Origin of the sequence: Fluviispira sanaruensis, from assembly GCF_004295685.1 — a bacterium.
GTDB lineage: Bacteria > Bdellovibrionota_B > Oligoflexia > Silvanigrellales > Silvanigrellaceae > Silvanigrella > Silvanigrella sanaruensis.
This window is the reverse complement of sequence record NZ_AP019368.1, coordinates 2,595,503-2,617,571: the sequence shown is the minus strand read 5'-3', so window position 1 is coordinate 2,617,571 and position 22,069 is coordinate 2,595,503. Positions and strand designations below refer to the sequence as shown.

At 33.8% G+C, this 22,069-nt stretch carries 18 protein-coding genes; 7 read left to right on the top strand and 11 right to left on the bottom strand.

Annotation, left to right across the window (positions count from 1 at the left end):
- Position 1: 1 nt before the first annotated feature.
- Genes EZS29_RS11005 through EZS29_RS10985 form a run of 5 tightly spaced genes read right to left on the bottom strand, consistent with a single transcriptional unit; the run spans position 2 to position 4,870 of the window.
- The gene (locus tag EZS29_RS11005; RefSeq protein ID WP_172603902.1) at positions 2–1,828 is read right to left on the bottom strand and encodes a HEAT repeat domain-containing protein; all 1,827 of its coding nucleotides are present in this window, start codon (positions 1,826–1,828) and stop codon (positions 2–4) included.
- Positions 1,825–3,483: a hypothetical protein gene (locus tag EZS29_RS11000; protein WP_130610392.1), complete on the bottom strand. Its 1,659-nt coding sequence runs from the start codon at positions 3,481–3,483 to the stop codon at positions 1,825–1,827. Before EZS29_RS11000 ends, EZS29_RS11005 begins: the two co-directional genes overlap by 4 nt.
- Positions 3,480–4,127, bottom strand: a complete 648-nt coding sequence (locus EZS29_RS10995; RefSeq protein ID WP_130610389.1) for a hypothetical protein — start codon at positions 4,125–4,127, stop codon at positions 3,480–3,482. The genes EZS29_RS11000 and EZS29_RS10995 overlap by 4 nt, the downstream gene beginning before the upstream one ends.
- A complete protein-coding gene (locus EZS29_RS10990) occupies positions 4,057–4,467 on the bottom strand; it encodes a hypothetical protein (protein ID WP_130610386.1) in 411 nt (136 codons plus the stop codon). The genes EZS29_RS10995 and EZS29_RS10990 overlap by 71 nt, the downstream gene beginning before the upstream one ends.
- Positions 4,468–4,510: 43 nt before the next feature.
- A complete protein-coding gene (locus tag EZS29_RS10985; RefSeq protein ID WP_130610383.1) occupies positions 4,511–4,870 on the bottom strand; it encodes a hypothetical protein in 360 nt (119 codons plus the stop codon).
- 1,370 nt (positions 4,871–6,240) lie between these two features.
- Here EZS29_RS10985 and EZS29_RS10980 point away from each other — a divergent pair.
- Positions 6,241–7,029, top strand: coding sequence for a substrate-binding periplasmic protein (locus EZS29_RS10980; RefSeq protein WP_130610380.1), 789 nt, complete (start codon positions 6,241–6,243; stop codon positions 7,027–7,029).
- 23 nt (positions 7,030–7,052) lie between these two features.
- Here the strand turns inward: EZS29_RS10980 and EZS29_RS10975 are convergent, their stop codons facing one another.
- The 3 genes from EZS29_RS10975 to EZS29_RS10965 form a co-directional block, all read right to left on the bottom strand.
- Positions 7,053–8,705 carry a hypothetical protein gene (locus EZS29_RS10975; RefSeq protein WP_130610377.1) on the bottom strand — a complete coding sequence of 551 codons (1,653 nt, stop codon included), beginning with the start codon at positions 8,703–8,705 and terminating at the stop codon, positions 7,053–7,055.
- Entirely contained in the window at positions 8,702–9,844 is a 1,143-nt protein-coding gene (locus tag EZS29_RS10970; RefSeq protein WP_130610374.1) for a hypothetical protein, read from the bottom strand. The genes EZS29_RS10975 and EZS29_RS10970 overlap by 4 nt, the downstream gene beginning before the upstream one ends.
- Before the next feature lie 219 nt (positions 9,845–10,063).
- Positions 10,064–11,008: a tetratricopeptide repeat protein gene (locus EZS29_RS10965; RefSeq protein WP_130610369.1), complete on the bottom strand. Its 945-nt coding sequence runs from the start codon at positions 11,006–11,008 to the stop codon at positions 10,064–10,066.
- A gap of 269 nt (positions 11,009–11,277) precedes the next feature.
- Between EZS29_RS10965 and EZS29_RS10960 the strand changes: the two genes are divergently transcribed.
- The 3 genes from EZS29_RS10960 to EZS29_RS10950 all read left to right on the top strand — a co-directional run bounded on the left by EZS29_RS10960 (position 11,278) and on the right by EZS29_RS10950 (position 15,001).
- Positions 11,278–13,896, top strand: coding sequence for a penicillin-binding protein 1A (locus EZS29_RS10960; RefSeq protein ID WP_130610366.1), 2,619 nt, complete (start codon positions 11,278–11,280; stop codon positions 13,894–13,896).
- 96 nt (positions 13,897–13,992) lie between these two features.
- Positions 13,993–14,676, top strand: coding sequence for an AzlC family ABC transporter permease (locus EZS29_RS10955; protein ID WP_130610363.1), 684 nt, complete (start codon positions 13,993–13,995; stop codon positions 14,674–14,676).
- Complete coding sequence (locus EZS29_RS10950) at positions 14,660–15,001, top strand: AzlD domain-containing protein (protein ID WP_130610360.1); 342 nt, start codon at positions 14,660–14,662, stop codon at positions 14,999–15,001. The genes EZS29_RS10955 and EZS29_RS10950 overlap by 17 nt, the downstream gene beginning before the upstream one ends.
- Here the strand turns inward: EZS29_RS10950 and EZS29_RS10945 are convergent.
- Positions 14,994–15,821 carry an inositol monophosphatase family protein gene (locus EZS29_RS10945; RefSeq protein ID WP_172603901.1) on the bottom strand — a complete coding sequence of 276 codons (828 nt, stop codon included), beginning with the start codon at positions 15,819–15,821 and terminating at the stop codon, positions 14,994–14,996. The two genes, EZS29_RS10950 and EZS29_RS10945, sit on opposite strands and share 8 nt — an antisense overlap.
- Positions 15,822–15,975: 154 nt before the next feature.
- Here EZS29_RS10945 and EZS29_RS10940 point away from each other — a divergent pair, with 154 nt between their 5' ends.
- Positions 15,976–17,562: an HD domain-containing protein gene (locus tag EZS29_RS10940; protein ID WP_130610353.1), complete on the top strand. Its 1,587-nt coding sequence runs from the start codon at positions 15,976–15,978 to the stop codon at positions 17,560–17,562.
- Here EZS29_RS10940 and EZS29_RS10935 read toward each other — a convergent pair.
- Positions 17,546–18,136, bottom strand: a complete 591-nt coding sequence (locus EZS29_RS10935; protein WP_130610350.1) for an NUDIX hydrolase — start codon at positions 18,134–18,136, stop codon at positions 17,546–17,548. The two genes, EZS29_RS10940 and EZS29_RS10935, sit on opposite strands and share 17 nt — an antisense overlap.
- Positions 18,129–19,166 (bottom strand): class II fructose-bisphosphate aldolase, encoded by a 1,038-nt coding sequence (fba, locus tag EZS29_RS10930; protein ID WP_130610347.1) that lies wholly within the window; start codon positions 19,164–19,166, stop codon positions 18,129–18,131. Before fba ends, EZS29_RS10935 begins: the two co-directional genes overlap by 8 nt.
- Positions 19,167–19,400: 234 nt before the next feature.
- Here fba and EZS29_RS10925 point away from each other — a divergent pair, with 234 nt between their 5' ends.
- Together EZS29_RS10925 and EZS29_RS10920 are read left to right on the top strand one after the other, a co-directional pair.
- On the top strand, positions 19,401–21,311 hold the full coding sequence (locus tag EZS29_RS10925; protein WP_216678665.1) for a fumarate reductase/succinate dehydrogenase flavoprotein subunit: 1,911 nt from the start codon (positions 19,401–19,403) through the stop codon (positions 21,309–21,311).
- Between the two features lie 47 nt (positions 21,312–21,358).
- Positions 21,359–22,066 (top strand): SIMPL domain-containing protein, encoded by a 708-nt coding sequence (locus EZS29_RS10920; protein ID WP_130610341.1) that lies wholly within the window; start codon positions 21,359–21,361, stop codon positions 22,064–22,066.
- The last annotated feature ends 3 nt before the right edge of the window (positions 22,067–22,069 follow it).

Genomic DNA, 22,069 nt, shown 5'->3' with positions numbered 1-22,069 from the left:
ATTACAGATTATTCTCAAAGCGTGTTAATAGATTTTCAGCATAAGTGCGGACAGATTTTGACAGATCATTCGTCATTGCATATTTCACTTCCTCTTTTTCCCCTGCTTGGGCAAGATTTTTAAGCGCTTGCATCCTAATTTTTTCCGATACATCAGAACGGAGAATTTTCTTTTGCGTTTCTATAATTTCCTGACCTTGATTTCTATAGGCAATGGCTTCAAGAGCTGACAATTTAACCGCTTCTGATTTGTCATAAAGCAGAATATTATTTAACGCTTGATCGGGTTCACTGCGATTTATAAAGCGCAAAGCAAATGCTGCTGATTTACGTACATCTTCATTTTGTGCAGAAAGATTGGCTTTGATATTGTCTAAAGCCCTTTCATCGGCTGCGTTGCCAAGTGCAAGGAGAGCAACGCTTTTTGCATGCGGATCTTGCGCTGAGTTTACTTCGTTTGTGAGATCATTGAAGACATTATTTTTACGATTATTATCTTTACCATTTAAATTTCTAGCAATGTTACCTAAAGCTAGAACAGCCGTATTGCGAATGTCTCGATCATTTATGGATAAAAAGGAGCGAGCAAATGTTTCTGTCTCAATTGCAGGACTTTCACTCGTTGCCAAATTCGCAAGGAGAACCATTTTAGCCTTTTTATCTGTGAGCAAGTAATAAGTTTGAATCATTGCTTGTTGGCTTTCTATGTTATTTGCATTTACTAAAGCTGAAATAACAAGAGAAAATTCATCGCTCATTTGATTTAATTTTGCCAGATATGGAATAGCATCGCTGGTTGATTTAGGTTCCAAACTAAATAAAGATTTGAGTTGTAAAAAATATTCTGTATAGTTTTCCTTTTTTTCTAAATCAGCTTGGCGTAAAAAATCTGTAAATTGTGTATATTTAAAATTTTGTAAAAGAATCTTTTCTTTTAATCTCTCTTCAACATCTTTTGCTAAAAGGTCAGTTTTATAGAATTCAGATCCTTTCAAAGAATTTACCTTATTTTGAATACTTGCTAAATCTGTATTTTTTGTTTCTTGCAGTTTTTTATAAAATGTGGTTTCTTCAAAGCCAATTTGTTTATTATTTAAAAATAAATTTAAATATCTTTTCATGCGAATAGAAAAAGGAATATTATTCGCAGCTAGGCTATAAAATGTTTGAGAATCATTACTATAATATTTTTTAATATTTTTGGCATCATCATATAAAAAGGACTGATTTTGGCCATCTCCATCAACAAAATTGCGCGTCACTCTTGCATTTAAAATTGTATAAACGTATTGGCTTATACCCGCGAAATTTTGAATGCTGTTTTCCCATTCATTTTTGTTGTTTTCTTTATTTGTAAAATTGACAAAGCTGTTTGCTATGTATTCTCTATAAATATTACTAATAGTTGGATCAATATATTTACTAAAATAAATCTCATTGATAACTCCATTTTTAGATATATCAACAAGAACTAAATTGGTATTAATATGACTGTCTTTCAGATGCTGAGTAATTTCTTGATTTCTTACAAAGGTATGTGCATTTTTAAAATCATATTGAATAAAAATACTCTCATCTTTATCTTCAAGACATGTTTCCTTAACTTTTCCTTTAAATTCAACTTTAAATGCTTGTTTGGTGGATTGAAATAAAGTTAAGTCACTCGATCCAGTTGAGATATAGGAGACATCATAATACTTTCTATCTCCCAGTCTACAGCTCAATTTATAGTGTCTTTGAAAGAATTTTCCATTTAAATAATAAGCTATGCCGATTATAAAAAGTGTAAGAAAGAATGAGAATATTATTTTTGATTTTAAAATCTTCATATATTTTGCCCAGACCATTTCTCAAGTTCAGTTAAATAATCTCCGACGATCTTCTCTATGCTTTTTTCTGACTCCGAATAAAATACCTCATTTTTAAAAATTTTTAAATTGTTTTCGCTTTTTAAGTCGTTGACGATGGCATTGAAGGTTTCATTGAGCTTTTCCTGAGTTTTATTTTCAAGGTCGGTTATTTTATTTTCTCTTTGCAAATTGCGATCAATTTCGAGCTGTTCTGCTACATCACTAACGCTTAAATCACCTTTTGCGCGAAAACCTGTGGGGGAAAGAGTTGCGGAATAATCAAAGATATTTCCTTTTAGCACATAGCCAGGGGAGCTCCATAGAGTCGTGGACCACTCCTTGCGTTCAAAAAATGCTTTCCAAAATTTCCAAGTGGGAACATAGGCGTAAACAAATAGACTGATATCACCTTGAAGTGTATTTAACTCTGTCGTACCAACAAGTTCTAGTTTTAATTCTGGCACATCATTAAACTCAACAAGCGCACCTGCAGTGACACGAGTGTCGAGAGCAACTAAAATAAGCCTTCCTCTTGCACCAGCTCCAGCAATAAAAGCATCCACTGCCGCAGAAGCGTAGGCATCTATGCCAGCATAATGTTGTAAATATGTCTGAATCTGTAACGGAACAAGTTCCACTCCCCAGCGCATAAAATTATTGCCACGTAATCCTACAGCCACACGAACAGGAATAGGCCCGATCACAAAACGGACGGAATGCTCTAAGCTCACTGGAGTGTTAAATAGCATTTTTTCATCTTTATAATTGTCATTTTTTAATTCTTCTTTAAAGACATAAAGTGTTTTGCCAAAGACACTCGCATTTATATCCAATGAACCTTTTTGAGTAGCGGGAGATTTTGCTTTGGCATAGGCATTGGCAATTTGTCCTTCCCAAACGCCAAGAACGGCGCCATCTAAACCAGCATCTGCCAAGGCATCGACTTCAACCTTACTTGCAGCGATTTTATAGCCAGCATGTCCACCAATAAAAAATTTTGATTTTTGTCCTTTTTCAAAAGACCAATTTTTTTCTTTATTGAAACTCTTTAATTCAACTTTTTTAAACACGGGGCGTGGTACATCAAAAGCTTTTACAGTGGTAATAAAATCGTCGAATTTGGCATCATTCCCATATTTTGCTAAATCCTCCAAACTCGGAATTGCGACTTTGTAGGCATCGAGTGCGGCTTCAATATTTTTCATCCATTCATCGTAGGACAATATTTTATTGGCAGGATCTTTTCTTAATTCTTTTTCGATTATATCTTTTTGTTTATCTAAAAGTTTTGCACATATGTCGAGAGTGCTTAAATTATAACTTCCTTCTGTGTCTCTTAAGGAATAGCCCCATTGAGAAAGTGAATATTCCATGGAATTGACATTGTTAAAAAAATCTATGGCCTTTATTTCATATTTTTTTCCATCGCGATCTTCTATGGTAATTTTATCTTCGGGTAAAAGTGGTTTGCCTGTATCGGGATCCTTCATGGGAAAAGGAACAAAAGGAATGGCTGGTTTTTTATTTTCGATAAAATCTTTGGGACATTCATTTGCCTGAGCTGGTGTATAGAGGTGGCATATAAATAAAAAAGATAGTAGAAAATAATATTTTAATAATTTCAATTTTCTCATTTTCTATACTCCTGATAAAGGCTGTCCCATTGATCTTCAATAAATTCAAGTTTATTTTCTGGTAATATTTTTAGATTTTCATCATCGATATTCTTTAATACAGCCAATTTATTACAGGCAACAATATGTGCTTGACCATGACAATTTACATTAATACTTGAATTTACCAGTTTGGAAAAATTTAAGACATACTCATGTTTTGCTGCGTTGAGTGTGATGAAAAATTGGAAGTGCTCTTCCGAGGCCTTGCAGAGTGTATCAACTCTCAGTATGGCAGATTTTAAATATGTTTTACTCAGAGGATGCGCATGCAATTCATTTTTCTTTTCTGTACAATCTTTTTGCACCTGAGTTAAAAGTTTTTTTGCTTTAAAATATTGGAGGTTTAATACGTATTCATTCATTTTATTTTCAGCTTGAATTAGATTAGCGAGTGTTGCATCGGCAATTTTTGAAGCGGCTAAAATATTTTGAAATTCTTGCAGAGTTTTTTCCAAAGGAATACGTACATTATTTAGCAATTCTATTTTCAGTTTATTCACAGATGCTTTACGTGATAAATCGAATATTTTTTCAAGTTTTTCCAAGCGGACGAGAGGAGATGCAGCATAATTTTGCAAAACCTGAGTGAGGCGATTTTTCATAGCTAAAAATACGTGTACTTTCTTCAAAACAGCCGCATGAGTAATGACCATTTAATTCGTTATCATAATTGCACAGCGGATATGCATTAATTTGGATCAAAGTATTATATTCTATTTGGTTAATACAACCAGCACTTAGCGCGTGATCTCTTTGTTTATTGCATTGATCAGTAGGCATTGCAACTTTATGACATCTTCCAGCTTGATTATCTATAATAGGGTTTTCTCTTATTCGATCTCTATCTGGTGGAGCTGCAGCAAATATTTGCCTCGTAAATGTAAAAGAGATAAAAAATATAAGAGATTTAAAGAATGTTCTAAAAAAACTTTTACTTGACATAAATAGATCTCCTTTGTACGGGTTAAAATTAAGTAAATAACCTTTACTTAATATCAAAATTTTCAAAATCGTAATTCTCAAAATTAAGATCAATATTTATTTTGTTATTATAGCAAGGGCACCAAGTTACTAATTGATTACGTCTATTGCAAACGGGAAATGCACGATAATTTACAAGTGAATTGAATTCATTTTGATTGATACAGTTTGTTTCAAGTGCGAATTTTCTTTCCTCTTGGCAAAATGCTTCATTAAAATTATTAGAAACTAAACATTGACCATTACCAATCGGTCTATCAATTCTATTTCCAGGAGGGGCTGCAAAAGACTGAGTTGAAAAAAATATTGAGATTAGCAATAATAGTTCTTTATAAAATTTTTGAAAAAATATTTTTATTTTCATTATAATCTCCTTAAAATATCTAATTTTACTTCTTGGGATGTTTAATTTGTATAAAAGAATTAACAAGTTGTGGATGGTTTGTCTAAAAAAATGACATTCTTGTAACTTTAGTGTGAAGTTTTCTTTGTTTAATAAGAGAAATAATTTTATAAATATTTTTAGTACGATAAATGGTTAGGGTTTAATATAAAAAGAAATGTCAAAACTTTGACAGAATATTCTTGTATCAAATCAAATTTTAAAAAATATTTTATTGTTTTATTCAATAATATTTAAAACATAATTTTTTAATATTAAAATTTTTCTTTAGTAATGCTATCCTAGTCTACAATTCAACTTTACCATTTTACATTAAGGCAAAGAGGTGGGGGGGGGAATCGAAAAGTTAACTTTACCTTTTAGACCCCTGGAAATTCATGAAAAGTAAAAAAAGTTAGAGGAAAATTTTAGTTAAAATAAATAGTTAATTGATCAAATTATATATGAAATAATTATGTTTATAAATGTAAATATATGTCCATTTAAAGACATAATTATTCTTACTGAGATATGTGTTAAGAGAATTTATTTGCTTATTTTAAAAATATGAAAACACAATTTTTTATAAATTATAATTGAAAAGAGTTAATGAATTTGTCTTTACAAAAAGGCTTCAATCCTATTTCCTGGAGGATCTGCATATGTTTGAATTGTAAAAAAAATTGAGAGTGTTAATAATATGCTTTTAGAAAGGTTTTGAATAAATAGCTTTATCTTCATAAAAAACTCCTTAAGCTTTATAATTTTACTGCTGGAGAAGTTAAATTTTTCAAAACAATCCTCAATCAATTATAAGTTTGTCTAAAAAAATAACATTCCTGTAACTTTATTTTGGAGTTACTAGCATTTTAAAAAAAATTATCTAGATTTTTGCTAAGAATTTTTTAACGAAATATTTCTCTGCTCATTCGTATTTGAGGCAATCTACAAAAAATATTTTTATTTTTTAAAAAGTAAATTAAAATAATTATATATTTTTACAAAAAATAACATTTTATAAATGTATAATTCCTTTCAAAAAAAATAATGCAACCCAGATTTCAGTGTCTTCATTAAATTTTGAGTTTGGCTTTAAGAGCATGTAAAATAATCTCAAAAATTTTGAAATCTGAATTTATCAATTTTCATTCGCATTTATTTGACTTAGATGACGAATCAGTTTTTGTACTAGTTGTAAATTCATGCTAATATTTCTATCATGAAATATTTTTCGCTTGCTCTTTCTTTTTTATCAAATTTTTTAGTGATTATTAAGAGGTATATGCTTTCATGTCTTGTTTTTTTGTTTAAAAATCATGAAATTTATCATCTAGAAGGGCTTATATAGAATTATGAATTTTCAAAAAAATTCTTGTGTCATTTTCTTCCTGAGTTTATTTCTCTGTTTAAAAGGATATTGTACTGAAATTACTTTATTTGCAGACCCAAGTTTTATTGGAGAGGTGGAAGAATCAGCTAATGGCAAACTTGCCGGATTGGGAGGAGAAATAATTGCAAAAGCATTTAAAGCAAAAAATATTAAGATCAATCTTGAATGGCGACCTTGGGCAAGAGCATATAAAGAAGCTTTAGACAATAAGGATAAGAAGTCTTTTATTATTCCATTGACACGGATTCCTGAAAGAGAAGAAAAGTTTATTTGGGCTTCGAAAATATATTCAGCGCATGCTGTTTTTATAACAATGAAAAAAGGTAAAAGAATTGATTCTTTTTTGGAAGCAAAAAATGCAACGATAGGAGTCCTTACATCCTCATCATATAGAGCGATGTTAGTAAGACCTGAAAATGGGCTTGATGTTGATAAAATCAGTGAAAATCCAATAGATATTCGAAATTTTAAAAAGCTTATTGGCAAAAGAATTGATACATGGTTCACTATTGATATAGTGGCATCTTATGCAATAGATATACTTGCAAAAGATGAAAACTTAACTCAAAAAGACTTTGTTATTGGCAATCCGGTTGCTATACAAGAAAAATATATTGGGACCACATCAGAAACTCCACCAGAATTAATTAGCAAAGTGCAGGATGCAGTAGAATCTTTTAAGCAAACACAGGAGTACAAAAAACTGATTGGCCTTATTAAAAAAACAGGCAAGGACAGTTTTAAAAAGTAGGACAATATGAACCCCGTATTTTATTACAAATATTCTGCAATATCATCGAATGTTTTAATTTCTTTTTCATAATCACTGAAATATTTATCTATACTTGCAAAGTTATTTTTTAAAAGATCTTCTTCAGCTATTAAGGTTTTATTATTGTGACCATTGAAATCATTTTCAATAGATTTAATTGTCTCTCGTGCCCTTTTTTGTGTGATATCTGCAAGAGAAAGAACAGCTTCTCTACGTTTTACACTTTTTTTAATCTGCATATAGTCATTAACATCTTCTATGCTAAGTTGCCCTTTTGCGCTAAAACCAGTGGGTGAAAGAGTTGCAGAATAATCAAAAATATTTCCTGAGTAGTTATAACCAGGGAATTCTCCCAATCGCTTTGACCATTCTTTTTTTTCTAATAATCCATTCCAGAATTTTAATGTAGGAAGATATGCGTAAGCGACTATCTTTAAATCTCCATAAAGAGAATGGACATCTGTTTTGCCCACGAGATCGAGTTTGAAATAGAGTGTATCATTGAATTCGACATGAGCATTACCGGCAATCCGCGTATTAACAGATAAGAGTAACAATCTTCCATGCACTCCCACGCCCGCAATTAAAATATCCACTGCTGCGACGGCGTATGCATCGAGTTCTGCATTATGCTGTAGAAAACTTTGCAATTGCAGAGGTCTTGCATCGAGCCCCCATTTCAATGTATTCGTTCCGCGCACACCAAGTGACAATCGTATTGGAATAGGGCCGAGAGTAAAATGAGTGCCTTTTTCAAAGCTCAAAGGCGTATTCAAAAACTCTCTATCGATTGAGTGGACGCTTTTATCTAAATCACGATCAAATGCATATAAGCTCGCGCCAAAAATATTAACTGAGAAACTGATACTTCCCATACCTGTTCCGGGTGAGCTTGCGCTCGTTTTTGCGCTCAAAACACTTCCATGCCATATTTTAAGCAAGGCTGCATCAATGGTCATATGGGCATAGCTTGAGGCCTCGAGATGACTTACTTTTACTCCGTAGCCTGCTCCTCCACCGATTAAAAATTTAGATTTTTCTCCCTTTTCGAAAGCCCAATTTTTACTTTTTTTAAAAACCGTCATGGGAACTTTTTTTAAGAGAGGGCGAGGGACATCGAAAGCTTGTACTTTTGCAGTGTATTCATCATATTTATTAAGATCTCTGTAGTAAATAAGATCAGTAAAGCGGGGGTATTTTTTTTTCTGATCAGCTTTTTTCTGATCAACTTTTTTTTTCCAGTCAGTGTATTTTAGCATTTCATTTACGGGTTCTTGAATTAGATTTTTTTTAATGACTTCTCTTTGATTTTCCAAAAGTTTTAAACAAGAATCGAGCGAGCTGAGATTATAGCTCCCAGTCGAATCTCGAAGGGAGTATCCCCATTGATTTAAGCCATATTCAATTGAGTTTAAATTTTCAAAAAACTCTTTTGCTGTAACTTGATAGCTTTTAGCATTGCGATCAACTGCGGTTATAATATCATCAGGTGATAGTTCTTTATCTGTTTCGCTGTCTGTCATTCTAAAAGGAACAAACGGAATTGCAGGTCTTTTATAATCGATATACCCATCGTGGCATTGGGATGTTATATTTGCAAACACAGAATAATGATAAGCAATTTGGATGTAAATTAAAAAAATGCTTTTTTTCATAGTTTATACTCCTCTAAAATTGTATCTAACTTTGATTCAATAAAGGATAATTTTTGCTCTGAAAAATTTTTTAACTCATCTATTTTTATAGACTTTATCACTGAAAATTCGTTGCATGGAATAATATTAACATTATTGCTGCAATCTATTTTTGTGTTGTTTTTTGTATATTCAATAAAGTTTATAATGTAATCATGTTTGTTTTTAAACTTCTTTTTAAAGTGCATAAAAGCATTATAAGTATTGCTACAACTCTCCCTCATCTTGTCAAATTTATAGCTTAAATATTTAGTGTTGATTATGTTATTTAATATTTCTCTATGTGTTTTGGCACAATCTAAAAGTATATGATCATACAGTTTTAATGCTTTAAAATATTTGTATTTTTCAATATATTCTTGAATTTTTTTCTCTGTCATGTTAATTTTTGCAACAGAAGGGTTTAAATCTCTGGAAGCGTTAATGAGCGAATAAAAATCATTTAAAATTATGATAGGATCTTCTGGCTTTAATTTATATATTTCTATTGTGATTTTTGAAAATACACTTTTGTGTGATTTTATATTCAATTCTTCGAGCTTTTTTAGATAATACTTAGTGTCCAAAATATATTTTTCTAAAACTGTATAAATTCTTTTTGTAGATTTTTCTATTTCACCTAAATAATAGTTATATTCCGAGAGAATAACTTTGCTATAGGGTACAGAATTTTTCATGATTTCTAGGGATTTATTTGCGTTTTCTATAACATAGTTGCAATTGATTTTTATTTTTTCTGCTTGCAGACTTTGTATTGAAAAAAAATCTTGTAGCGTTGTAGAGAAAGGATATATTTCTTTTGAATGATTCAGTTGAATATTTTTAACAAAATCTTCCCAACTTTTTATCCATCTTTTTAAGTCAGCTTGGCAAGTAGTGAATTTTTTAGAAATTCCATTCATCCCGTATAAATTGTGGTCCCGTACAACTATAAATCTCCCATAGCTGTCTGAAAGATTATTTGTTTCTGAAAAAATTTCGAGTGCGATCTTTTCTTTTTCATCAGTCGTTATTTTAGTTTCATCGGCATATGAAGATTTTTTTCGAAAAATTGCATTTGTGCTAATTAAAATAAAAAATAATAAAATTAATTTTTTCAATTATAATCTCCTCTAATTTGTTTTAAATTTTTTATTAATACTTATCTATGGCTAATTAAAATATTGTGAGTTACAAAAATATATTTATTTTATCTCAAATTTTATTGCAACTATTTTTTTAGGTATTACAAAAATAAAATGTTTTTTGAGGAATGGGTGGCAAGATATGTGAAAAAAAGTGCCTCTTTGTTTAAGAAGCTCTTTTGAAATTGTTTTTAATTAGAATTTTAGTAATTTACTTTGTAGTTGTGCATTTTTTATGAGTGAAAGTCTTTCTTCAATTAATGATCTTTCATGTTCAACGTGTTCGCGGATACATTCTTTTTTCGTTAGGGCTAATGTCTCTTCATAAAGTTTTTTTGCTCTCTCGATTTCTTTTTTAGCTTCATAAAGGGACGCTAAGTGATATTGAGTAATAATAATTCCTTCTTCGTCTTCCATCTTTGTTCTAATCGATAAAGCACGATTAAATTTTTCTTCTGCTACTTCAAAATCACTTTTGTCCATTTTATGGATACCAAGTTCATGTTCAAATGCTGCTTCCCAATCTTCAAAATTATTATCTTTTGCGATTTGCAGACCTCTTGTTATAAATACAACATATTCTTTTTCATTTTTAGCCTGTTCTGCAGAAAGGGCAGCGTTATAATACGCTTCTAGAGTTTCAGATGTATCTTCTTCTTTTTCAAGGGATTTTATAACTTCTTTCCATAGTGGAATTGATTTGCTATGTTCACCGATAATTCCATACGCAAGTGCTAAATGGTGTTTCGTGGAAAAAATGTTTTCAGAATTAGTATTATTTTTATCTGAGCTAAGTCTTAGAAAAATAATTTCAAGGAGCGGAACTGCTTTCCCATATATTTCTTCTGTAAGAAAACTATTTACCAGTTCAATTAAATCATCGGTAGATTTTTTTGAGAACTCGACTATTTCTTCGTCCGTGTACGTATATCTGTTGTAACGTTCTTTAGGTTCGTGAGAATGTCCTTCGTGATCATGGTGGTGACTGCATTTTCCATGTTCATGGTGGTGATTACATTTTCCATGTTCATGGCTGTGATCATTTTCGCATTCATGTTCTGTATGATGTTCATGACTACAATGATCATGATTGTGCTGCTGATGAGCTTGTTCACCTGTATCTACTTTTTGATTTGTCATTTAAAAAATCCTCTACGGTTAACTCAAGAAAAGGCAATATTAACCCTCGAAATCAGCTTACTGCAACTTGTATGGGCTTGCCAGAACTCTTTTTAACTTGATATGAGGATTTTTATAATGGGTTTTACAATATAAATTTAGTAATAACATGTGCTTATATTTTTTTTTAAGTTCTTTCTCATTTTCAAGGGTTTGACTGCCGAAATTTAACTTTGTAAAACGATTTCACATGCTTTGCGTCGAAAAACTGCTTTATTAAGGAATAACTGATGCTTAGAAAGTATTATGATAAGCTCATTCAACATGTGAAAGAGAATAAGTACTTTATAAGTTATTTTTCTACGCGAAAAAGGAAAGTAATCATTTTTTTCTTAGCTCTATTCACTTTTTTATTTATTTATAAGATCTATAAAATAGATAAATCTTTACCGAGCATTGAAAAATTAGCAAATTATGAACCCGCTCTACCGACAGTCCTTTATAGCCAAGATGGCCTTAAAATTGCAGAACTTTTTGAGGAAAGACGCTACCCAGTTCTGTTAAGTGAAATGTCTCCTTTTCTTAAAAATGCCTTTATAGCTGCAGAAGATGCAGAGTTTTATAGTCATAAGGGTCTGGATATTAAGGGTTTTTTGCGTGCATTTTATCATTTTATTACCTTTTCTAATCAAAGGCAGGGTGGCAGCACAATCACTCAACAGCTGGCAAAAAATGTTTTATTAACAAAAGAAAGAACAATAACGCGTAAAATAAAAGATATATTAATGGCACGCAGAATTGAACAAGCTTTTACTAAAGATAAAATTCTGGAATTGTATTTAAATACTATTTATTTAGGCAATGGCGCTTATGGCGTAGAAGCTGCTGCTGAAAATTATTTTAAAAAATCGAATCTTAAACTTTCTCTTGCAGAAGCAGCATTGATAGCTGGTCTCACACCAGCTCCTTCAACTTATGATCCAACAGACAATATCGATGTGGCAAAAATTCGCCAAGCTTATGTTTTAGATCGTATGTTAAAAAAAGACATGATCACTCATAGAGAATATGAAAAAGCTCTTAATGATAAAATCGTTGTTTACAAAGCTGAATCACTTAACAATAAAATTGCCCCCTATTTCGTTGCTGAAGTAAAAAAGCAACTGACAAATCAGCTTGATATCGAAAATATAGAAACAAGTGGTTTATCTATTTACACAACTTTAAATTCGAAAATTCAAATTGCGGCACAAACGGCAATACAGAATTTTTCTAAACAATATGAAGGCCGAAAAGGGTTTAAAGGTCCTATTAAGCGTCATGGAGAAGATTTTAACGATGCTATTACAAAACTTATCAACTCTCCTGTTAAAGAAAAAAACACAGAAACAGACACTGATGTTGCCATAGTAACAAGCATTGATGATGAATTGCGTGCTGTAGGCATCGTCACCCAAAAAGGCATTGGTTTACTTTTGGCTGAAGATATCTCATGGGCATTGCATGCAGGGCGTAGCAAAGAAACAGATTTAGAAAGTTTAAATTATATTTTAAAAGTGGGTGACGAAATTCACGTACAAAAAGTGAATAGAGATATCCCAAAGCGAGTGAACGAGGGAAGGAAGTTTATAAATAAACTGCAGACTTATTTAAAAAAATTTAATCTTACAGTGAGTAATAGAATTTCGCGCTACACGTTGACAGACTCTGCTGGGATCGAAGCCGCGTGTTTGGTCATGGATGCGCGAACCGGCGATGTTCTTGCCATGGTAGGAGGTGAGAATTTTAATCAAACTCAGTTTAATCGAGCCACTCAAGCAGAGCGTCAGGTCGGAAGCAGCGTTAAGCCACTTTATTATTCTTACGCAATTGACAATGGTTTTAGTCCAGCTTCCTTAATAGACAGTCCACTCATTGATTTCGATGGGTGGCAGCCCGAAAACTATGATGGAGAAGAAACGGGACGAGTTACTTTAAGAAATTCAATGGCATTCAGTTTAAATATTCCAAGTATTTTTTTATTTCACTCCATCGGGGCGACAAAAATATCAAAACAATTAAATCGTTTTGGTTTTAATTGGCCTGCCTCAGATTTAAGTCTCGCACTTGGTTCAGGCTCGTCATCTTTAATTAAAATGGTTCAAGCTTACTCTATTTTTGCCAATCAAGGAAAACTCACTCAAGCTTTTTATATTCAAGAAGTTGTTGATAGAAAAGGCAAAGTTATTTATTCTTCAAAAGATAAAAAAATCTATGCAAGTCCTATCAATCCACAATTGGTAGAAGATGCTCCTTATTTACCGGGCAAAGTAACGAATAGACAAGAAGAGCCTTCATCATTGCAAATGATTTCTCCCCAAGCGGCCTTTGTTACCTTAGATCTTTTAAAAGCAGTTGTGCGCATAGGGACTGGGATACCTGTTCAAGGGATTTCCCATCTCGTAGGCGGTAAAACAGGAACGACAAATGGTAACACCGATGCCTGGTTTATGGGTGTTTCTGCCCAACTCGTTGCAGGCGTTTGGGTTGGTTATGATGACAATTCGAAAACATTAGGAGGCGGCGGTACAGGTTCTGGCATGGCAGCGCCTATTTGGAAGAGTTTAATGCTTACTGCTGTGAAGGTTTATCCACAAAATGAAAATCCGAAACCACCTGGGATTCATGAAATAAGAGTGGATAAAGAAACTGGAGAATATTCGAATACGCCTAATTCTATAAATATTTATGTAATTGATGGCACAGAACCAGGAGGAATTTATTCAAAAAATGCTTTTGAAGATTCACAAAGTGAGATCTTGAATAATTCTCATCTTGAAACAAAGCCAGACAAAGACGGTGAATTGCCAGATGGTGTTCCAAATCCAAGAACATCTGGTAGTCTTAAACATAAATCAATTAATTATTAAAATTAAATAATCAATGATAAACTTGAGCTTTTTATAATTCTATTTTATTTATATTAAGAATTTAAAAATTCTTAAGATATGTTTTAAGGAGGAAACATGTTCGGTGAAGCTCTTCGAGATAGCAAGGCAGCAGCTTTTGGTTATATACCGCTTGCGATGGCATTTGGTGTTCTCTTTCAAAGTTTAGATCTGCATTGGATTTATGCTATTCTCATGAGTTTTTTAGTTTATGCGGGTTCTGCTCAGTTTATTGCTATTCCACTTCTCGCGAATCAGGGCTCTTTGTTAAGTCTGTCAATTGCGACATTTCTTGTAAATATGCGGCATATTTTTTATGGCTTAGCTTTTCTAGAAAAATTACAATTCAATAAATATTTAAAAGGGTATCTTATTTTTGGTTTGACCGATGAATCATATGCAATTATTTGTGCAAAAAAATATCATGATAAATGGTATGAATTTTATATTATTATTTTTTGTCATATTTATTGGGTATTAGGTACATTTTTAGGGATTTTTCTACATAATTATCTTAACGGGGTTAATTTTAATTTTTTATTTTTTTCTTTAGTCACACTCTTTGCTATTCTTACGGTTGATGCATATAAATTTACACGCGATCATTTTTCATTAATTGTTGGTGTTTTATCTTATCTATTTTTTAGATACTTAGAAATTAAAGAGCATCTCTTTTTTAGTATGCTTGTCAGTTTTTTTATATTACTCGTTAAAAATTACAAAGAAAATATAATGGAGAAAAAGAATGTCTTGGAACAATAATAATACTTATATCATTTTTGCCATTATTGTAATGGCATTAGTGACATATTCAACAAGAATTATTCCATTTATATTTTTTAAAAAATTAAACACGCCGACACTTATTCAAACTGGAAAGCAACTCCCCGTTTGCTTAATGGCTATTTTGACTTTGTATTCTATTGATTCATTAAAGGAGTTTGATACTCAATATTTAATGAACGGATGGATTGCATGTGTAGCGTGTATTTTAGTTTATTTAGTTATGAGATCAGTTTTAACAAGTATGATTATTGGTACGGTTATATATTTTATTTTGCTAAATTATATGCATCTTTCTAATTAGAATAATAATTTTGTATTAAAGATAAGAGTTCAGGATGTATTTGTTTATTTGCTGCAATTATTCCTTTATCACGTAGAGGGCAAAATTCCTTGCCAGCAAAATTTGAGACAACACCTCCTGCTTCTGTTACAATCAATGCTCCTGCTGCCATATCCCAGGGAGCAAGTGGTATTTCATAAAATCCTTGAAAAATACCCTTCGCAGTCAATGCTAAGTCGAGTGCTGCCGCACCATTTATGCGTAATCCGAGGGATTTGTTTTGGATAGCCCCAATTGTATTTACGACCTGAATAAGATCTTTATCTTTATTTGAACTAAATCCTGTCGCAATGCTCGCCAATTTAAAATTTTGTAAATCATTTAAAAATAATTTTTGTTTGTTAAGAAAAGTACCCTTGTTTTTCTCTGCGATAAATAAGCTCTGGGTGGTTGGCTGATAAATTCCTGCCAATTTTGCTTGAAATACTCCTTCAACTATATGGCCAAACGCAATAGAAATACAATAATACGGGTTGCCTTTAGAAAAATTTGTTGTTCCATCGAGAGGATCAATTATCCAAATTGCTTGCTCTTTTTCACTGTTTTCTTGAGTGAATTTTTCAAGACCACTTTCTTCCGCTAGAATGGTATGGGTTTTAAATTTTTCATGAATTTTCTTCTTTATAAAATTCTCCGAAGCAATATCTGCGTCAGTCACTATCCCTTGATTGTCCGATTTTTCTTGGATTGAAAAATTTTTTTGAAAGAATTTTAAAGTGATTGAACCAGCTTCTTGAATAAGAGACTCTAGGAATTGCTGAGTGGGCATATGTTCCGACATAAAAAACTGACCTCCGAATTCTTTGTGGTTTCTCTCTTTCCCCATTCATGATAGCTTGAACGAATGGGTTCCCTGTGTGGGGTTCTGATGAATCGATGTACATTATACGATTCCATCTAAACAACAAATTTAATCTGGTTATAAAGGCTTCAAAATGCATTGGTCTGTCTTCACCCTTATCGGTGCTCTTATTGGGTTAATCGGCGGGGTGGTTCTCGCTAAATTATTTGCTATTCGCTCACTGACAAGCCTTGGTGAAATACCTGTAAAAGAGAATATGGACGCAATCTTAAAAAGTGCTGAAGCGCAACGCAATATGATCCTCGAAGAAGCACTTTTAGCAACCCGCGAGCAATACCAAGTTGAGGCCAGTCGCCTTGAAAGTGAACATGAGCTTGTGATTGGTATGCAAGAAAACTTTGAACAAGAATTGAACGAAAAGCAATCTGAAGTCGATAAATTGGCTAACGAGATTGAAAAAAAAGAAGAACTCAACAATCAAAAAAAACTACAGATTGATAAAGTCAAAGAAGATCTCGATGTAAAAGCTCATTTGAACGTTGATTTACAAAAAAATCTTTTAATTCAACTCGAGCATAAGATTGGCAGAAATAAATCCGAACTGTTTCATGATATGCGCCTTGATCTCATAAATAGTGAAAAACTCGGGATTACACGTTGGTTAATGGACAACAATGAAACTCTAAAAGTGGACGCACAAAAGTTTGCCCGTAACTCCTTGAATTCTGTTTATTTGCGCTACCAACCCAATTTTATTTGGCCAAAATCATCCTTTATTGTCCAAGTTAGCTCTAAAGATCTCTTGCAAAAATATTTTCATGAAGAGTCGCCCATTATTTCTTCTCTCATTACAAATACCGACTCTACTATCAGTGTTTTAACGATCAACGACGAGCTTCCTTCTATGCTCAAAATTTCAGGTGGTTCTGGCGTCGATAAAGAAGTTATTCGCCTGACCCTTGAAGAAATGGTTGCGAAAGATATTTTTAATGAAGACAGAATCAGACCTATTTTTGATAAACATAAAAGAACAATTGATAGACATGTAGCAAAAATTGGTGAAGAAGCCATAAAACATCTCGGTATTACACCGAATATCCATCCTGAAATTTTAAAATTAATTGGTTCCTTGAATTACAGAACAAGCCATAGACAAAATCAATATTATCATTCTATCGAAGTGGCTCGCTTGGCTGGTATGATTGCGGAAGAAGTAGGTGTGAATCCTATTATCGCTAAAAGAGCCGGAATATTGCATGATATCGGTAAAGCTCTCGACTATAAAATCGAAGGGAGCCATGCGGTTATCAGCGGTGATTATGCTACGCGTTTTGGCGAGTCCGAAGAAGTCGTTGACACAGTGCTCGCGCACCATGACGATAAAATCGTAGAAACTCCATACGCTTATATTTTAAAAGCAGCAGATGCTATGTCCGGAGCTAGACCAGGCGCACGGGTCGATATGGAAGAAGGCTATCACAGACGTATTGATGGAATTTCAGGTGTAGTCAATAGCTTCCAAGAACAAGGTGTTACAGGATCTGCTATTATGCATGCCGGACGTGAAGTGCATGTTTTCGTTGATAATAACAAAGTAAAACAAAAAGATATCTCTGGACTAGCTGAGGGAATTGCTAAGAAATTAGAATCTGAAGTCGAGTTTCCAGGGCAAATTAGAGTCACAGTCATTCGCCGCACAGAAATCACTGAGGTTGCCTAAATTTTGCATTTAAATAAGGCTCAGCTAAAAGTAGGGCAAATGCTGATAGAACATTGGTAATTTGTCCCGTGCGTGCCATTTGCAAGGCTTCTTGAAAATCCACAAGATGCAATTTTATCTTTTCAAAAGGATCGTTGTGCTCTGAAGGTTTTGCGAGCGGCATAACATCAAAAGCAATAAAATAAGTCACCCTGTTGCTTTGAATAGCCGCATTCGGCGAATAACCAGGAAGAGAGAGCAACCGTTGTGATGTGAGTCCGGTTTCTTCTTCAAGTTCTCTTAGAGCCGCAATGGTAACATCTTTTTCATTTCTTTCGACTGCACCACCAGGAACTTCTATCGTGAAGGTATTTGTGCCAAAGCGGTGCTGTTCGACCAATACAACCTGCCCTGCAGCAGTCACAGGGACAACATTCACCCAATTCGCACAATCCAAGGTATAAACTTTAAGCGAATGAGCTTTGTCAGTCGTTTGTGCTAAGCTTTCTTTGACGCGAAGAATACTGCATTGAAATACAGGTTTTTCTTCGCTCAAAAGAAAGGGTTCGAGTGGGGTGTTGTCGTTGTTAGACATAACGTTTTGCCATTGAGTCAAGTGGGATAGCTTTTATTTTAGAAGCTTGACCTGCTTGGCCAAATTCTACCATGCGTTGAGCAACTATTTTTCTCATTGCGTCACGAGCTGGCACAAGAAGTTTTCTCAAGTCAAATTCAGATGGATTTGTCGAAAGAACTTTGCGAATTGCAGCCGTCATTGCTAAACGATTGTCTGTGTCCACATTGATTTTACGCACACCATTACGAATACCTTCTTGAATTTCTTCAACAGGCACTCCCCAAGTTTCTTTCATTTCTCCACCGTATTTACGGAATTCAGCTTGCAGATCCTGTGGTACGGAGCTTGAACCATGCATCACGAGGTGAGTGTTTGGGAGGCGTTTGTGGATTTCGCGAATGCGATCGATAGCGAGTGTCTTGCCATCGGGTTTTTTGGTGAATTTGTATGCACCGTGGCTTGTGCCAATTGCAATGGCAAGGGCATCTACTTTTGTCAATTCAACAAATTGTGCTGCTTCATTTGGATCTGTTAAGAGTTGCTCTTTTGAGAGTGTTCCTTCAAAACCATGGCCATCTTCTTTTTCGCCTTTACCTGTTTCTAGGGAACCTAAACAACCAAGTTCACCTTCAACTGAAATGCCCATTGCATGTGCAATGCGCACAACATCTGCAGTGATTTTAACATTGTAGTCAAAATCTGCAGGAGTTTTAGCATCTTCTTTTAGACTTCCATCCATCATAACGCTCGTAAAGCCGTTGCGAATTGCTGATAAACATGTTTGCATGCTGTTTCCATGATCTTGGTGCATGACCACTGGAATTTCTGGATAAAGTTCAACTGCTCCTAGAATAAGGTGACGAAGAAAGATATCATTCGTATAATTTCGAGCGCCGCGGCTCGCTTGCAAAATTACAGGGCTATTTGTCTCTTTTGCAGCTTCCATAATTGCTTGAACTTGTTCAAGATTGTTAACATTAAAGGCAGCCACTCCATAACTGTTTTCAGCTGCATGATCGAGAAGTTGACGTAAAGAAATAAGAGCCATGAGAAATCTCCTTATGAGTTATTACAAGCACAATTTTCTCATACATCAACTTATCTCTGCATGCAAAACCTTGCAAAGATTCATAGCGGTCGAAATGGTTTAAATGAATATTTTTATCCTTAATAAGGATAAAACAAAATAAATTCATGTTTGTGTGGTAATTATAATTGTGCAATTAATATTATGTCATTCTATGAATTATTAGAAAATGCATGTGTAAAGGATTTACGAATTATGCTAAAAAATAATATCCCTAATGGAAATATTGAAGACAAATGGAAAGATCACGTTTTTGCCAGTCGCTTAGTAAACCCCGCGAATCGCAAAAAATTCTCAGTCATAGTTGTAGGCAGTGGACTTGCAGGGGCTTCTGCTGCCTCATCTCTCGCAGAAGCTGGTTATCATGTTTCGCTTTTTTGTTTACAAGATTCTCCGCGCAGAGCGCACTCTATAGCGGCACAAGGTGGAATAAATGCTGCGAAAAATTATAAAAATGATGGTGATTCCATTTATCGTTTTTTCTATGACACTGTAAAAGGGGGAGATTATCGCGCAAGGGAAGCAGGTGTGTATCGGCTTGCAGAACTTTCTTTAAAAGTTATCGATCACTGCGTAGGAATTGGCGTGCCTTTTGCCCGAGAGTATGGGGGTTATTTAGACAATAGATCCTTTGGTGGCACACAGGTGGAAAGAACTTTTTATGCCAAAGGGCAAACGGGTCAGCAGCTTTTATTAGGTGCATATCAAAGTGCTATGCGACAAGTCAGCGAAAAAAATATTACAATGCACACTCGTAAAGAAATGCTTGACTTGGTTTTGGTTGATGGTAAAGCGCGAGGAATTATTGTTAGAGATCTTCTTACAGGAGAAATAGAAAGTCACGTTGCAGATGCAGTTATTTTGGCGACAGGTGGCTATGCGAATATGTTTTATTTATCGACAAATGCAAAGCCATCCAACGGAACAGCTATATGGCGCGCCTACAAAAAAGGGGCTGCCTTTGCCAATCCCTGTTTTACCCAAATCCACCCAACCTGCATACCTATTTCGGGAGAACATCAATCTAAGCTCACATTAATGTCTGAATCTTTAAGAAATGACGGGCGTATCTGGGTACCAAAAAATTTAAATGATAAAAGAAATCCAGACGATATTCTGGAAAATGAACGAGATTATTTTCTGGAACGCTGTTACCCGAGTTTTGGTAATTTAGTCCCACGTGACGTTGCTGCGCGCTCGATAAAAAGAATTTGTGATGACGGCTTTGGGGTCGGCGCCTCTGGTCTTGCTGTTTATCTAGATTTTAAAGATAAAATTCAAATGAATGGTAAAGCTAATTTGGAAGAAAAATATGGTAATTTATTTCAAATGTATGAAAAGATTGTTGGCGACAATCCATTTTCTAATCCTATGAAAATTTATCCGGCTGTGCATTATACAATGGGCGGTCTTTGGGTTGATTATGATCTTATGTCAACAGTTCCGGGTCTTTTTATTCTCGGAGAAGCGAATTTTAGTGAACATGGTGCCAATCGACTCGGAGCAAATGCTTTATTACAAGGTTTAGTCGATGGTTATTTTATTATTCCTGTTACCTTGGGCAATTATCTTGCGCAAACGAATTTAAAACCTATTAAAAATAATCTTGCTGAATTTCAAGAAGCACAGAATAATGTAAAAATAAATACAGAAAAATTAATTAAAATAAAAGGCACTAAACTTGCCGATGAAATTCATGAAAAGCTTGGGAAAATTATGTGGAATTCCTGTGCAATGGCGCGCAGTGAAGAAAAACTTGAACACGCACTCGTGGAAATTAAGAAAATTAAAGATGAATTCTGGAACGATTTAAAGCTTCCTCAGTCCACAAATACAATGAATCAAGAGCTTGAAAAAGCAGCACGGGTTGGAGATTATATCGAGCTTGCTGAATTGATGTGCCTCGATGCGCTTGCACGGAAAGAGTCCTGCGGCAGCCATTTTCGTGAAGAATATCAGAAAGAAAATGGTGAACCAAAAAGAAATGATAAGGACTTTGCGCATATTGCTGCTTGGATATATAAAGGAATTGCTGATCAGCCTGAAAGATTAATTGAAGAATTATCTTTTGAACACTGTAAGCCCAGCCAACGAGATTATCGTTGATAAATAATAAATATTATCTTTACTATTTTTATAAAAAAGGTTTTTAAATGAGCTCAAATACTTTTCCCTCGATTATTTTAAGTTTAGGAATTGTGACTGCAAGTTTTTTATTAGGAAAATCCTTTGAAAATTATCAAAATTTTGGAAGATTTGTCGATGTCAAAGGGCTTGATGAAAAAATTGTAAAATCCAATATTGCGACATGGAATTTAAGCTTTACATCTGCTAATAATGACTTAAAAAAAATCTATTCAGATATCTCTTCTTCACAACAAAAAATAATTCATTTTTTAAAGAAACAAGGTTTTGATGATAAAGAAATTGAAATACAATCCATTTCTATAACAGATAGCAAGGCTCAATCTTATTCCAATGAAAATGCAAATGCACCACGTTATTCTGCAAACTCCCAAATTACTTTAACAACGAATAAAGTTGATCTTGCAAGTCTTGCAACTCAAAAAACGGGTGAGTTGGTTGAGTCTGGCGTGGTCTTAAGTAACAGTTATATGCGTTATGCTTATACAGAATTGAATTCTATTAAACCTGAAATGTTAACGCGTGCGACTGCAAATGCCCGAGAAGCAGCCAATAGTTTTGCTCAAAATTCAAACAGCTCTGTGGGGAAAATTAGAAAAGCAAATCAAGGAGTCTTTTCTATCACGGCTGCAAATTCCAATGATCAATATGGGGATGAAGGTAGTATTCTGAAGAAAGTAAGAGTTGTAACGTCAGTTGAATTTTTTATAAATTGAGAG